Raw genomic sequence first — 14,141 nt, 5'->3', positions numbered from 1 at the left:
ACGCAGGGCCGCGGCGATCCGTTCGAAGTGCCCGCTCGGCAGTGCGGGGTCGGACCTCGCACTGCCGGGCAATCAGGCAGTGCAAGTGCCGCCGATCTTCATGGATACCGATCGGGTGGGCGTCCATTGTGGCGCGTGGTCCGAGCGCGATCGACATCGCATCTGATCTTGACGGCATGGTTCATGTGAGCACTGCGTTGGTACCGGGTGCTGCGCCGAAGATCGCTTCCTTCGCCGCGGTGGCGAGGCTGGCTTGCGTCGGTGCCGTCAGGCCGAGTCGGTTCCAGGCGAAGATGACGTGGAGGGTGACGATCGCCCGGATACCGCGGGTGAGTAGTCCCTGTTCTCGAAGGCTTTTGAGTGAGTTGCCGGTGTGGGTGAACGCGACGAGCCAGTTTGGATCGACGGTGCCGGCGCGGGGTGTTCCTCGGAGCAGGTGGCCGACGTCCGCTGTGAAGGCGGCCCACGTGTGCGGGTCAACCGATTCGGTTGAGGCTGCGGGGCGGTACTGGGCGACTTGTGCCCAGACGTCGCCTTGCTCGTTGGTATCGAGGCCTGCCGCGCGCATCAGCGCGGTGAACAGAACGAGGGATCGCTCGCGCCTGTCGGCCGGATCGGTGGCGAGATAAGGGAGCAGAAAGCTGCTGTCCCGGCAGAAGAGTTCGTGGGCGAGGGCCATGCTCTCGGGGCCGCCGAAGGCATGCGTCTCGGGTTCGTAAATGTCACGAGTCCATGGGAGTCCTGCGGTGAGGGCGGGATGCACCGGATCGTGGAGGAAGCCGATTGCGGAGCCCGTGATTGAGTGGAGGAACCGCCAGATGTCCTTGCGGACTGGCCACCTGGTGGTCAGCCCGCGCTCGCGGAGGTCGGTGGCTGAGTCCGTGAGTTGGTAGCGGATCCGCCAGGCGCCTTTGCGGACGAACCACCACCTGAGGGTCAGGCCGCGCTCGCGTAGTTCTGTAAGGGCCTGGGAGAGGTGTGCGACGGCGTGGCGTTCCCGTTCTTCGGCGCTGGCGCCGGGGAACGTGAGGTTGCGCTGTGTCCAGAGGGTGGTCTGCACGGGTGGCCTTTCGGTCAGCTCAGCAGCAGGCAGGCGTCCCATGAGGTGACGTTGGTCGCGAGATGGGCCAGGGTTGCGCCGGCGGCGCCGGTGAGGAAGCCGGGCGGTTCGTCGGCCGGTGCCGGGGTGTGCTGATGGTGCGTCAGGGCCGGGGTGAGGTCGATGTGTCCGCGTGCGTCGGCGGCGATGCGGCGCGCGGTGATCAGCAGGCCGCCGGTGCCGTGGCAGAGGGTCCTGCCGGTGAGACGGCCGAGTTGGGCCGGGTCGGCGAGGCAGTCGGAGAGGGCCTGCTCGGCGGTCTGCTGGCGGAGGTGATCGTCCATTGCCCGTGCCGCGGCGTGCAGTGCGCGTGTGATCCCTGGAGTGCCGTAGCACCACGAGGGTTGGTGCGGGCCTGTCTGGTGAGGGGTTGCGGAGTCGAGTTCGGCGAGGGTGATGGTTTTGGGCCACCAGCGGTCGCGGCCGTTGTGGTGTTGCTCCCAGGTGTCGAGCCAGTCGCAGATCCGGGCGATGGCGGCGGTCTGGCCGGTGACGTGGATGCCGTCGAGGTGCGTGAGTGCCAGCAGTGTCAGTGGTCCGGTGATGCCGTGTGCCATGCCGTGGTTGGAGTGGCCGCCCGCGGGCGCGGGCTTGTTGCGCTGGTGGCTGTGCAGGGTCCACCAGCCGGGCAGGCCGTCGAGCGGTTCGGTCAGCCGCACGAGGTACTGGAGGATTTGGCGGAGCAGGTCGTGGTTGCCGCTGCGGCGGGCGGTGACCCCGAGCCCGGTCAGTCCGCTGATGAGGTCGTACTCGGTGATCGCCGGTCGACGGTGCCGGTCGATGCGCTTGTGGGCCTGTGCCAGCCGTGTTCGGGTGATCGCGGCGGTCGCCGTGTCGACGGTCTCCCTGGCGTGCCGCAGGTCAGGGAGATCGCGCGCGGCGTGCAGGACGAACGACAGCGCCGGCGCGCCGTAGAACAGGCCGGTGTCCACCGCGCTGCTCACAGCGCCGGCGGTGGCCTGCAGCAGTGCGGTGTGCGCCGAGTCCCAGCCGGCGGCGCCGGTGTGTGCCTGTTCGAGCCGCAGGAGCGCGATCCCTGCGGCGCCGCCGCTGAGTGACTGCCCGGTGCTCATGACGCGTCCCGCAGCAGCATGGTCTTGGCGGCGGTACGGGCCAGCCGTAGGCAGTACCGCTCGGAGGTGAGGTCGGGGCCGATGGAGCGTGCGTGGTGCAGGTGTAGCAGGTCTGTCAGCACTTGGTCGGTGTCGAGGCCGTTGGCCTGGGCGAGGGTGCGGTAGCGAGCGAGCGCGGTCTGCAGGGCGGTGTCGCGGTGGCGGGCGGTGTCGATGACGGTGTCGCGGTGCTGCGCGACGCGGTCTGCCGGTCGGTGGCCGTGGTGGTCGACGTGCTCGAGCAGCCAGGTGAGGCCGTTGTCGGCGAATCCGGCCGTGATGGCGATCATGCCGGCGGCGGTGCGCGCGACCGGGTCGAGGTGCAGGTGGGTGAGCACAGTGCGGGAGTCGGCGGCGAACACGGCCTCGGCGGCGGCCAGTGTGGCGCCGGTGCCGAATCGGGGTTCGGGCCGGTAGGTGTCGAGGGTGTAGTCGGCCAGCACGCCGGCGTCGCGCAGCCGGTCGGCCCACACGCCCAGCCGGCGTGCGGTGCACGCGAACTCGTTGTCGTCGCGCAGGGCCAGCCGCAGCCGCAGGTGAGGCGCGGGGTTGTGGTAGCGGATGAACCACGAGGCCGGGCTGTAGGCGTCACCGAGGGCGGGAACCTGGTGCAGGATGTCGTCGACGCGGCCGTAGAGCTTGGCGTAGAGCCAGCGTGACCGGCCCGGCTGGTGCGCGGTGGTGCTCGCTGTGGCCACCCGCTGCCGTGGCCACGGCGTCGGTTGCTCGGCCGGTGTGCGTGCCAGCGTCAGCATCACCTCGTGAGCGCGTCCGTGCAGCCATCCCGCGGGGTCGCCGGGTTCGGTCAGGATCGCCGTGGCGTGACGGGCGAGGTGGCGGCGCAGCAGCGTCAGGTGCGCCGGCTCGTCGAGGTCCAGGCGGACGCGGGTGTCGGCGGCTCCGAGGAACACCTGTGCAGGGATGCGGTAAGTGCCGCGCAGCTGTTCCCAGCCCGCGCGCCACTCGCGGTGCGACGCCGTGCTCGGGGGCAGCTCGGAGGCCTCCACGCGCCAGCGTGCCGGGTGCAGGATCGATCGTCCGTGTCGCAGGCGCGGCAGGAAGGGCAGGTCACGGGCCAGCGCTCCCCAGGTGACCGGGCGGCACGGGGCGCAGCGTGCGGTGGAGATCTCGGTGAGGAAGCGAGCCAGTGGCTGCTGGCCGCCGGCCAGGTCGACTGCGTTGAGCAGCAGCGGTTCGACGGGACGGTCCCGCGACAGCGACACCAGCCACATGCGGTGGGCGTCGGCGACCACCGCGAGATCGTCCACCTCGATGACCTCGCCGTGCTCGGCGGTGTCGCGGTACTCCCCCAACGTCAGGACCGGGAGGATCTCGGGAACCTGGGCGACGGCGGTCATTCGCGGCGCCAGGGGCGGTACGGACATCTGGGCGATGAGGGCATCCGGCAGCTGCGTGGGCAGGTGGGTATAGGCGCGCTGGAACCGCTCGCGTTCGGCCGGGTCGAACAGGTGCAGAAAACGGCCCGCGGTGACGCCGGCATGCCGGGCGGCAGCGCTGATCCAGAGGGTGAAGTCGCCGCGATCCAGATCTCCGGGGGTCGGGGCGGCGAGGTGGAATCGCAGTTCGGTGTGCGGGACCGGTTGCCGCTGCTCGCCGGTCAGACGCGTGATCAGGGTGTCGCCCAAGACGACTTCGTGATGACGCTGCAGGGCCGCGCGCTGGGCGATCGTGAGCAGGGTCACAGCACGCGTGCCGAGATCGCGCGCCTCATGGCGATGTGAACCCCGGTAGCCGGCGGGATAACCGAGCCCTGATCCGCTGACCACCTCCCGCACCGGTACTGCTGTGTGGGGACCGTAGCGCTCCAGGAAGTCCTGGTGATAGGCCGCCCAACCGCTCACCGGCGGGGCGATGCGGGCCAGGATCAAGGCTGCGTACTCGGCTTCCCGCAGCACCGCGTCCGGCAGACAGACCGCGCAGTCGAGCCGGAGCGCAGCCGCCGGCGGCGCGGTCGCACGAGGGGCGTCGGCGGTGAAGCGGGCGAGGTGGCCGGCGGGGTCGGTCGTGGTCATCGCGGGCCGGATCGACGAGATCAGCACACTGTGCGCGACGAGCCCGGCCAGCATCGTCTCGATGACGAGGGTGTCGGCCTGCGGGGCGGTGGCGGCGAGGCTCGCGGTGAGCTCGGCGAACGGCACGGGGCGGCGGCCGGTGTCGATCGCCAGCCGTACCGGTGCGGTCAGTTCGATTTCGACATCGCACAACGATGCGCCGGTCCCGGTCTCCGGGGTGGCCGCGGCCGGGACGACCCAGCGCGACCCGCGAGCGAACCCCAGGCTGTTGGTGACGACGTTGGCCTTGCGCAGCACCGCAAGCCGGGCTTCCAGCGCGCGGATCTGGTCGTGCAGTGCCAGCGCGTCCGGCTGCAACCGCACCTGGTGGTCTGTTCCCCACCGGACTGCGGCCGGTGCGGCAAGCCGCACGGGTGCGACCCCGGCGAACCGGCCGTACGGGGTGGCGCGGCTCTGCCACCGCAGCAGATACCGTGAGACAGCGTCGACCACCCTGCGCAGCTCGCGCGATGATGCGACAGGACGGCCCGGGGAATCGAGCGTCTTGTGCACTGCGGCCGACAGCACCGGTGACGCGTGGTGCACTGCGGCCGCGAACTCGGTGATGCGCCACAGCCGCCGCAGCCAGTCGGTCCAGCCGGTGACGTCCTCGGCCTCGAGGTCCGGCCACGGCGGAAGGTCGATCTCGTTCGGGATCGTCGTGGCTCTGATCAGCGCCGCGTCCAGCACGTCGTAGAAGCGCTGCATCGGGTTCCCCTTCCCCTTCACGTGGCGGGCCCGGTCCCCGCGCGGAACCGGGCCATCGAGAACGCCGGAAGATCAGCCGTTGGTCACGCAGGCGTCGCTGGCGGTGTTGCCGGAGCCGCAGTTGTCATCCGTGCAGTCACCGGTCGGCGCGCTGGGCGACGCGCCCGCGTCCACGAGGGTGACATTCAGCGTGAAATCGGTGGGGCTCATGGGATTCCTTCCACGAAGTTCCGGGCTGGCGTCGGTTCGTCTGAACGAGGCCGCGCCGGAGAGAGCGGTTCTTTCAGGTCCACGCGAACACCAAGCGGCTGTGCCGCTTGGTGAGCACCTGTCCTTCCGGGAGCTGATGATCAGGTGCGTCGATCGGCGTCACGTGGAGCGTGGGGGCCGGTCGGCCTGCGGTATCCCAGGCGCGGATCTGATCCGCCATCTGCCTGGCAGCCTGGTCGGCCTCGGGGCCGTGGCCGTAGACGACGTACTCGAACTCGGTATCGCTCAACGGCCGCAGCCGCCCGCGATAGGCCAGGCTCGCGCCGTGCGCGAGGGCGGGAGTGCCGAACGGTGACGCCGGGCCGACCAGCCCGCTCGTGATCGCCGCCTGCTGGGAGATCATCATCGCGAAGCCCGGCAGCCGGGTTGCCAGCCACAGGTCGAGGTCCGCGGAACGCCTGCCGCCGGGCACGATCACACCGCTGGCAATCTCGCAGCGCTCGTGCGCGAACACGCCGTCCAGGTGGCTGCCGTCAAACTCCTGCTGGTCGATCTCGTTGAGCCACAGGCTGACGTGCTCGTGCAGGGCAATGCTCCGGCCTTCGCGCTGGCCTGCCCCCTGCATCGGCACGAATCCGGCGAGCATGTTGCCGAGGCTGATCAGCCGGTCCCCGCTGCGTCGCAGCTCCCAGGATCGAGTGGTGCCGTAGGTGCGCAGCGGGACAACCAGGACGCCGCTGTCGGTCAGCTGCCGGATCCACGCCGGTGGGATGTCCCAGGCGCCGACGGTGACGATGATCAGGTCGTAGCGGCGGCCGTCTTCGACGGCGTACTCGGCGTCCGCGCACATGACCGTGACATCTCGGTAGCCGGCGGCGTCCAGGCACCGGCGCGCGCGATCGGTGACCTCCGGGTCGATGTCGACGGTGGTCACGCTGCCGGACTCGCCCACCAGTTCGCGCAGCAACGCGGCGTTGTAGCCGCCACTGCCGATCTCCAGCACGTGTGCGCCCGCCAGGCCACGCGTGCCGTGGGCCTGCACCAGCATGTCCGTGATCATGTTCGGCGCGGACACCGAGCTGATGCCCGTGCCGTCCTGGCGTCGCTTGGTCACCACCGCGGTGTCGGCGTACGCCTGTTCCAGCGAGATCTCGGGCACGAACTTGTCCCGAGGCACGGTGCGCAGAGCGCGCTCGATGTCCGCGGGCAGGGTGAGGCCACGCCGGGTCAGGCCTTGAGCCAGCGTGTCGACCAAGCAGTGACGCAGCTGTTGTGCGTGGGTGGTCATGTCGGCGGTCATGTGCGGTACGGGGCCTTCCGGCTAGTTCGGGCTTGCCGCGGGCGGCAGCGGACACGCTGACGGCAGCGGTCGCAGCACCGCGGGCATCGCGGCATGTGCACCAGACGCTACAGAAACGACGCTGGTGTTGTACGGAGAGTGAGTAGCGGGTCGGGACACCGTGATGCCCTTGCAGCCGAGCTCGAACGCGGTGGCGAAGATGTCGTAGACGTCGATCGCACGGGCGGTGCCGGGCAGGGGGACGGTCGCGGACACCGGCTCGTCGACGCAGGCCTGCACGGCGGCGGCCATGGCCAGGTGCCCGGCCGGGCTGATCTGGGTGGCGGTGGCCAGCAGCACCCGCAGCCGCTCGGGCAGGGTGGGGTCGGCGGGCAGGCGGCCGCAGGTGTCGACGAACCCGAGCACGTCGGTGCGGCCGGCGTGCTGCAGCGCGGCGACGACTGCGGCTCGCCGGTGGCCGGGCTGGTCGCCCGACAGCCGCACCAACGGCTCGATCCCGGTCGAGGCGCCGACCACCGGGGCGGACCGGCCGGTCGGCGGCACAGCGACCGTGCAGGAGTTGCGCAGCAGCCCGGTCTGGGCGATCCGGGCGGCCAGGGCGTTCCAGTCGCCGCGGGTCACGGTGGTGGTGCCGAGTTCGGCGAAGCGCCGCAGGAACGCCGGCTGCGCGTAGCGCGACCGGCCGCCGCCCACCGCAGGGCAGGCGCCGCGGTCGCGGGCGAGTTCGGCGGAGGCGAGTTTCGAGGTGTAGTTGACCAGGGCCAGGACCTCCTGCGTCAGCCGCCGGGCCTCGGCGCTGTCGTACGGAAGTCCGGCGGCCAGCAGCAGGTCGGCCAGGCCGCACACGCCGACGCCGATCTTGCGGTTGACGCCCATCACCTGAGCGGACAACGGATTGGGGTAGCGCTGGAGGCTGGCCGCGATCGCGTCGTCCAAGGCCCGGACCAGTGTGCGGGTCGTATCGGCCAGCGCGTCCAGGTCGACCGGGATGGTGCCGCCGCCGGTGTGGAATCGGCCCAGGTTGAGGTAGCCGAACTGGCAGGTCTCCCCGGCCACCAGACCAACCTCCGCGCACGGAGCGGTGCGGACGTACGCACCGTCCCGCGGTGTCGGGTTGCCGTCGCCAAGCCGGTCGGCGAACAGCAGACCCGGATCGGCGCACGCGTGCGCGGCCTCGGCCGCGGCGATCAGCAACTGCCGTTCCCGCCCAGGCGCGCTCAGCGCGGCCCGCATCTGCGCGTCGGTGACCTGCAGGGCAATGGTGAACTTCCACGCCTCGCCGCGGGCATCGGCGCCGATCTTGCAGCCGATGAAGTCCTCGGCGCGCGGGTGGTCCAGCGACAGGATCGCCATGTTCCCGACCAGGCCGTCTCCGCAGTTCGCGCTGGCCACGGCGATGTCGTTGAGGTAGCGCAGCACGCCGACCGGGTCGTCGAGGCCGTCGAGGAGGAACCCTGTGCCCATCCCGGCCTGGTGGTAGCCGTCCACGATCGTCTTGACCTCGGCGAGGTCGCCGCGCAGGTCGACCGTGCACGCTGCCGGCGGCCGATCCGCACTGCGGCCGGCGTTGGTCATGATCGAGGGGGAGAACACGATCCGTTCGGTGTCCATCGCCCAACCGAGCCGCTCGCCGAACGCCTCCGCTCCGGCCGGATCGAACCGGGCATCGGCCAGTTCCAGCGCGGTGACGATGCGGGTCACCATGTCCTGCACGGTCTCGCCGCCGGAAATGATCCGGCCGGTGCGCAGATATGCCTCGCGGTGCGGGGTGGTGGGGAACGTCGAGCGATACATTGCGTCCTCGTCCCGTGATCGGATGCTGGGCAGATCCAGAACACCGCGCCGGGCAGGTGTGCCTCTAGGCTGAGACGTGACTCACGGTGCGTTCACGCACACTCACGGTCCACCGAACTCTGATGGAGGCGCGATGACGACGGGCACGACCGGACCCGGTACCCCGGCCGAGCAGCCCGCCGTCACGGCGGCCGGCACCACCCCGGCCACCGCGGACGCAGACTCGAACGGAGACTCCGACGGTGGGGTGAACGTGTTCGCCGCCGAGCTCGAACGCTGGCGCGACGTACGCGGCTTGTCCCGCGCCGCCCTGGCCAAGGCCATGGAGTACCACCCCTCGTACGTGTCCAAGGTGCTCTCCGGCGCCGAGCGGCCCTCCGAGGCGTTCGCCGCGCACGCCGAGGCCGCGCTGCGCGCCGGCGGTGCCCTGCACGCCGCGTTCCGCGACTTCGAGGCCCACCGTCCCGCTCGCACCCGGCCGCCCGCACCACCGCTGGTCGACCAGCAGTCCGGCACCGGTGGGCTGCTGGTCGACCACGACGACGCGACGCTGCGCTATGACGACGGCGTCTACCGCCTCACCCAGCGCCGCCGGCTGGTCAACCACGGCAGCGAGCCGATCAGCCGCTACCTGATCCGCATCTCCGTCGACCGCTATCCCGGTGACCCGGAACGGTCCAACCAGCTCTACAGCGAGAACCCGCTGACCTGGGACGAGATCAACCTGCACGCCTGGCACGGCCGCGGCCGCCCCAACCCGATGGACTGGACCGCTCACCACGACCGCGACGCGTTCAAAGAGGTGTGGCTGCTCTTCGCCGGCGAGCACGGGCACTTTCCGCTGTACCCAGGCGAGGCGTGCTGGATCGAGTACGAGTACACCGTCAGCGAAGCGCACTGGGGCAACTGGTTCCAGCGCGCCGTGCGGCTGCCCACCCGCACCCTGTCGGTCTGCCTGGACTTCCCCGCCGACCTCGCGACCTCGGTCTGGGGCCTGCACACCTCGATGACCGCACAGGCCATGCCGTTCGCCACCGCGATCACCCGCACCGACACCGGCGAGAGGCACACCTTCTCCTGGTCCTGCGAGGACCCCCCACTGCACGCCCGTTACCGGCTCGAATGGCACTTCCGCAGCCGAACCACCTCGCGCGGACCCGCGGCCTCGCCCCGCGACGTCATGGCCGCACTCGGCATCGTGCAGGACAGCGACCCCGCGCTGCGCCGCATCGCCCGCCGCTTCGATCTCCCGGCTGAGGCCGAGGACGCCCGCCGCGTGGTCTCCGAACTCCACTCCGCGGCCGAGCGCGTGGCCCAAGCGCACACGTTCGGTAAGGGCATGGGCATCGCCGCACCCCAGATCGGCATCGACCGAGCCGCCGCCATCGTGCGTACCCCCGACGGCGAGACGATCACCCTGTTCAACCCGACCATCATCGAGTCCGCCGGCGAGGTCGACGAGCAGTACGAGGGGTGCCTGTCCTTCTTCGACGTCCGCGGCCAGGTCCCCTGTACGCACGTCATCCACGTCGAGCACACCACCATCGACGGCGACACGAAGATCACCGTCTTCCACCGCGGTGTTGCTCGCCTCGTACGCCACGAGGTCGATCACCTGCACGGCCTGCTGTACACCGATCGGATGCGCGACGGAGTCGACCCGATCCCGGTCGAGCAGTACCGCGGCACCGGCACCACCTGGAAATACTGACCCCCACCGAGGATGTGAGCATCGCACCGTCACGGGAGGAGTTGAACGGCACCCTGCGCGCGGCGGCCGCGCGGTTCAGCCTCACAATCACCGGCCGGCCGGGTCTACGGGTGGCACTACCGGTCGCGGGTGCCGTCACCGGTGACGGCACCCGCCGCTGGCTGCGCGTAGGCACCGAACGCGAACGCGACCTCGGTCCTTTGTGGATCGGCACCCTCGAGGGCAACACCATCACCGGCATCACGAATCCCCACGTCGTGGGCTGCGCAGCCTCGCGCAACGACAACCCCTTGCTCGCGCAGTTCCCGGAGCTCGAAGCGCTCAGCCGGGTGTGCGGCTCCCACAGCGTGGTGCTCGACGGCGAGATCGTCGCGGTCGGCCGCGACGGCCGTCCCCACTTCGAGCTGCGGCGGCACCGCCGTGGACCGGCGACACAGTGGGCCAGAAGTAAGGCGCCGGTGCAGTACTACGTGTTCGACCTGCTGCACCTCGACGGCCAGTCCTTGCTCGATGTGCCCTACCTCGTGCGCCGGCAGATGCTCGTCGACCTGCATCTGCCCGGTATCGACCCCGCGGTGCAGGTGCCACCGGCCTTTCCCGATACCGATCCCACGGTGCCGCTCGAGGTGGCCCGCCAGTACGGCCTCGAAGGTGCGATGTACAAACGCGCCGACAGCACCTACATGCCCGGCGTACGGTCACGCTCGTGGATCAAGTGCCCCTTGTGGAACAGCCAGGAAGTGGTGATCGGCGGCTGGACACCCGGCAGCGGTGGACGGGCCTCGACGCTCGGCTCGTTGCTGCTCGGCGCACACGATGAGCAGGGCCGCCTGCTCTACGTCGGCCGCGTCGGAACCGGAATGTCGGGACAGGTCCTGCGAGACCTGCGCCTGCGCCTGCGCCTGCGCTCACCACCTCGATCAACCCCTTCGACGGCCCAGTGCCGCGTGAGCACGCTCGCACCGCGAACTGGGTGCGACCTGAACTGGTCGGCGAAGTGACATTCCGAACCTGGACCAGCGGCCATCAGCTCCGCCACTCCGCATGGCGCGGCCTGCGCTTCGATCGCTCCCCCACCGGGCAGCACCCGCAGACCGGCGTCCGCGGCGGGCGAGGCGGCTTGGACGACCGCGCGCGCCATCGGTTTGGTGAGTTCGGCCCTGCGGACGTCGAGGCCGACGGTGAACCAGCCGGTGCGCTCGTCGCCGGACAGCGAGCCCTCCTGCTTCGCGGGCGGCTTCACCGTCGTCACGTGCCCGGCCCGCCGCAGCGAGTCCGCCGTCGCCGCCAGCGCGTCCTGCAGAAGCCGTTGTCCGTCGGGCGCCACCACGATGACGAGCCCCGAGGTGGAGCCGGCGGCGTCCGGTGACGTCGTCAGGTCGCGCACGAGCTGGGCGTCGGTGCCCGGCAGGCTCACGTCGTTGTCCGTCGGCGTGCCGAGCACCCCGGCCGCCGTCACGAGCGCCAGCACGAGCAGGACCCACGCGCCGATCACCGCGACCCGGTACTGGGCGCACGCGCCGCTCAGCGCCGCGACGGCACGGGCGGCCTTGCCGTCGTGTCCCCCAGAACTCATCGATCCTCCAGTGTCACCGCAGGGGCGGGCGATGCGCGGTGAGCTTCCCGCCGCTGCGCACGAACCCGCGCGGGCTGACTCTGGCGAGCCACGCCAGTCCTTTGTAGATCAGGCCCGGCACGGAGATCACCTTGCCCTTGCCGACGTCCCGCAGGCAGTCGCGCACCACCTTGCGCGCGTCGAGCCACAGCGCGTCGGGCTTGTCGATGCTGATCCGGGACCGCCGGTGGAACTCCGTGCGCACCAGCCCGGGGCAGAGCACCGTCACGGTGACACCGGTGCCGGCGAGCTCGGTGGCCAGGCTCTCGCTGAACGCGATGACCCACGACTTGGCCGCCGAGTACGTCCCTCCCGCGACCCAGCCCGCGACGCTGGCCACGTTGACGATCGTGCCCTCGCCCCGCTACCGCATGGCCCGCCCGGCGGCGTGGCTCACGACCAGCACCGCCCGGCACAGCACGTCGAGCAGGGCCTCCTCGTCGGCGCGCTCGTTGTCCAGGAACCACTTCCGCAGCCCGAACCCGGCGTTGTTGACCACGACGTCCACGGTGCGCGCACGTTCGGCGACACGTGCCACGTCCTCGCGCACCGACAGGTCGGCGAGCAAGGCCTCGGTCTCGACGCCGTACGACGAGGCAAGCTCGGCGCAGACCTGGTCGAGGCGGTCGGCCTCCGGCGAGACGACGACGAGGTGGTGGCCGCGCGCGCCGAGCTGGTGCGCGAACTCCAGCCCGATGCCCGACGTGGCACCGGTGATCAGCGCGGTGGTCATGCCCGGCGTGCCTTCGCGACGGCGGTTCCGCCGCGCCGCAGCAGCCGCCTGGGCATCCAGCGCGCGGCGAGCACGATCCCCTTGTACAGCGGCCCCGGTACCGAGAGGACCTTGCCCCTGTCCGTGTCGCGCAAGCACGTCCGCACGACCCGCGCGGCGCCGAGCCAGGCCCGTGCGGGGATCTCCCCGGCCGGGATCCCGGCGCGTTCGTGGAACTCGGTGCGGACGGGACCGGGGCACAGCGCGGTGACGGAGACGCCCGATGCGGCGAACTCGCCGGAGAGGCTCTCGCTGAACACGGTGACCCAGGACTTGGCGGCCGAGTAGGTGCCGGAGGCGAGCCACCCGGCCACACTGGACACGTTGATGATCCGGCCCCCTCCCCTGTCCCGCATGCCCCTGCCCGCGGCGTGGCAGACGGCGAGGACCGCTCGGCACATGACCTCGAACATCTCCTCCTCGACGGCGAGGTCGTTGTCCAGGAAGCGTTGCCGCAGCCCGAATCCGGCGCTGTTCACCACCGTGTCGGCTGTCCGGGCCGCATCGGCGACCCGGTCGACGTCGGTCCGGTCCGCCAGGTCCGCGACGAGCACCTCGGTCTTGACGCCGTGCGCCGCTTCGATCTCCGTGGCCAGCTTCCGCAGCCGGCTCCCGGTCCGCGCGACGAGCACGACCGCGTTTCCCCTTGCCGCGAGCTGATGTGCGAACTCCAGCCCGATGCCCGAGGTAGCACCGGTGATCACAGCGGTGGGCATGACCGAATGCTAACCAGGGCACCGGCCCCTTCGTGGTGGATCGGGAACATCGGTCACCAACGCGGACTATGCCGTGTCACAACGAATCCACGCGCTCGCGGACCGTCGCCCCGTCGCGGCCGGGACGCCGGCGCGCCGACAGCACGATGAACACCACCGCTCCCAGCCCGAGGAGCACGGACGTCCAGATGTTCAGCCGCAGCCCGAGAACCTCGTTCGCCGGATCGACCCGGAGCACCTCGATCCACAGCCGGCCCGCCGTGTAGAGGGCCACGTAGAGCCCGAACGCGCGGCCGTGACCGAGCCGGAACCGGCGGTCCGCCCAGATCACCACCGCTGCCACGCCGAGGTTCCACAGCAGCTCGTAGAGGAACGCCGGGTGGAACGTGCCGAGCACGACGGGCTGACCGTCCGGGCCCAGGACGGCACGCCCCGCCGACTGGTCCCACTCGTGGATCCGCAGTGCCCACGGCAGATCTGTCGGACCGCCGTGCACCTCGTTGTTGAACCAGTTGCCGAGGCGGCCGATCCCTTGCCCCAGCGCGATGCCCGGTGCCGCCGCATCGGCCATCGGCGGCAGTCGCACCCCGGCCCGCCTGGCACCGATCCAGGCACCGAGCGCGCCGAGGGCGATGGCGCCCCAGACGCCCATGCCGCCTTCCCAGACGTGCAGGGCCCTGACCGGGTCGCCGTCGGGACCGAAGTACGGCTGCCAGGACGTGACGACGTGGTAGAGCCGCCCGCCGACGATCCCGAACGGGATCGCCCAGGTCGCGATGTCCATGACGGCACCGGGCCTGCCGCCGCGCTGGACCCACCGGCGTTCGGTGAGCCACACGGCGACGAGGATGCCGGCGATGATGCAGATCGCGTAGGCGCGCAGCGGGATCGGTCCGAGGTACCACACGCCCTGAGTCGGACTCGGGATGACAGCGAGAACCGCGGATGCCCCTTCCCCCAGGATCATCGCGTCAGGATAGCCACGGGTTCCGGCGGTTGCGATGTTTCGCCCTGGCCTGGAAAGTTGGGCGG

Annotated in this window: 9 protein-coding genes and 2 pseudogenes; 2 read left to right on the top strand and 9 right to left on the bottom strand. The window is 70.9% G+C overall.

Features of this window, described 5'->3' with window-relative positions; translation table 11 throughout:
• Positions 1 to 181: 181 nt before the first annotated feature.
• From BMW88_RS37805 to BMW88_RS37785, 6 genes are all read right to left on the bottom strand, one after another.
• Positions 182 to 1,102 carry a thiopeptide-type bacteriocin biosynthesis protein gene (locus BMW88_RS37805; protein ID WP_089960998.1) on the bottom strand — a complete coding sequence of 307 codons (921 nt, stop codon included), beginning with the start codon at positions 1,100 to 1,102 and terminating at the stop codon, positions 182 to 184.
• Positions 1,075 to 2,172 carry a lanthionine synthetase C family protein gene (locus tag BMW88_RS37800; protein WP_089960995.1) on the bottom strand — a complete coding sequence of 366 codons (1,098 nt, stop codon included), beginning with the start codon at positions 2,170 to 2,172 and terminating at the stop codon, positions 1,075 to 1,077. Before BMW88_RS37800 ends, BMW88_RS37805 begins: the two co-directional genes overlap by 28 nt.
• Complete coding sequence (locus BMW88_RS37795; protein WP_089960992.1) at positions 2,169 to 4,991, bottom strand: lantibiotic dehydratase; 2,823 nt, start codon at positions 4,989 to 4,991, stop codon at positions 2,169 to 2,171. The genes BMW88_RS37800 and BMW88_RS37795 overlap by 4 nt, the downstream gene beginning before the upstream one ends.
• A 72-nt stretch (positions 4,992 to 5,063) precedes the next feature.
• Positions 5,064 to 5,201, bottom strand: coding sequence for an FxLD family lanthipeptide (gene fxlA / locus BMW88_RS41440; RefSeq protein ID WP_143116446.1), 138 nt, complete (start codon positions 5,199 to 5,201; stop codon positions 5,064 to 5,066).
• A gap of 73 nt (positions 5,202 to 5,274) precedes the next feature.
• A complete protein-coding gene (fxlM, locus tag BMW88_RS37790) occupies positions 5,275 to 6,501 on the bottom strand; it encodes a methyltransferase, FxLD system (RefSeq protein ID WP_089960989.1) in 1,227 nt (408 codons plus the stop codon).
• 21 nt (positions 6,502 to 6,522) lie between these two features.
• Positions 6,523 to 8,295 (bottom strand): vitamin B12-dependent ribonucleotide reductase, encoded by a 1,773-nt coding sequence (locus BMW88_RS37785; RefSeq protein ID WP_089960986.1) that lies wholly within the window; start codon positions 8,293 to 8,295, stop codon positions 6,523 to 6,525.
• Between the two features lie 133 nt (positions 8,296 to 8,428).
• Here BMW88_RS37785 and BMW88_RS37780 point away from each other — a divergent pair, with 133 nt between their 5' ends.
• Complete coding sequence (locus BMW88_RS37780; RefSeq protein WP_089960982.1) at positions 8,429 to 10,006, top strand: peptide deformylase; 1,578 nt, start codon at positions 8,429 to 8,431, stop codon at positions 10,004 to 10,006.
• Positions 10,007 to 10,020: 14 nt separating this feature from the next.
• Positions 10,021 to 11,375, top strand: a pseudogene (locus BMW88_RS44565) (ATP dependent DNA ligase).
• 220 nt (positions 11,376 to 11,595) lie between these two features.
• Here BMW88_RS44565 and BMW88_RS37765 read toward each other — a convergent pair.
• The 3 genes and pseudogenes from BMW88_RS37765 to lgt form a co-directional block, all read right to left on the bottom strand.
• Positions 11,596 to 12,354 (bottom strand): annotated as a pseudogene (locus BMW88_RS37765) (SDR family NAD(P)-dependent oxidoreductase).
• A complete protein-coding gene (locus tag BMW88_RS37760; RefSeq protein ID WP_089960974.1) occupies positions 12,351 to 13,109 on the bottom strand; it encodes an SDR family NAD(P)-dependent oxidoreductase in 759 nt (252 codons plus the stop codon). Before BMW88_RS37760 ends, BMW88_RS37765 begins: the two are co-directional and overlap by 4 nt.
• A 76-nt stretch (positions 13,110 to 13,185) precedes the next feature.
• Entirely contained in the window at positions 13,186 to 14,016 is an 831-nt protein-coding gene (gene lgt / locus BMW88_RS37755; RefSeq protein WP_342715335.1) for a prolipoprotein diacylglyceryl transferase, read from the bottom strand.
• Positions 14,017 to 14,141 lie beyond the last annotated feature (125 nt).

This window comes from Lentzea xinjiangensis (assembly GCF_900110955.1).
Lineage (GTDB): Bacteria > Actinomycetota > Actinomycetes > Mycobacteriales > Pseudonocardiaceae > Lentzea > Lentzea xinjiangensis.
Note: the sequence above shows the minus strand (reverse complement) of the source record. Positions and strands in the feature narration are given on the sequence as shown.

Bases quoted from the DNA above. Each gene is read 5' to 3' on its own strand.
- BMW88_RS37805 (WP_089960998.1), bottom strand. From the start codon at position 1,102: ATGGGACGCCTGCCTGCTGCTGAGCTGACCGAAAGGCCACCCGTGCAG.
- BMW88_RS37800 (WP_089960995.1), bottom strand. From the start codon at position 2,172: ATGAGCACCGGGCAGTCACTCAGCGGCGGCGCCGCAGGGATCGCGCTC.
- BMW88_RS37795 (WP_089960992.1), bottom strand. From the start codon at position 4,991: ATGCAGCGCTTCTACGACGTGCTGGACGCGGCGCTGATCAGAGCCACG.
- fxlA (WP_143116446.1), bottom strand. From the start codon at position 5,201: ATGAGCCCCACCGATTTCACGCTGAATGTCACCCTCGTGGACGCGGGC.
- fxlM (WP_089960989.1), bottom strand. From the start codon at position 6,501: ATGACCGCCGACATGACCACCCACGCACAACAGCTGCGTCACTGCTTG.
- BMW88_RS37785 (WP_089960986.1), bottom strand. From the start codon at position 8,295: ATGTATCGCTCGACGTTCCCCACCACCCCGCACCGCGAGGCATATCTG.
- BMW88_RS37780 (WP_089960982.1), top strand. From the start codon at position 8,429: ATGACGACGGGCACGACCGGACCCGGTACCCCGGCCGAGCAGCCCGCC.
- BMW88_RS37760 (WP_089960974.1), bottom strand. From the start codon at position 13,109: ATGCCCACCGCTGTGATCACCGGTGCTACCTCGGGCATCGGGCTGGAG.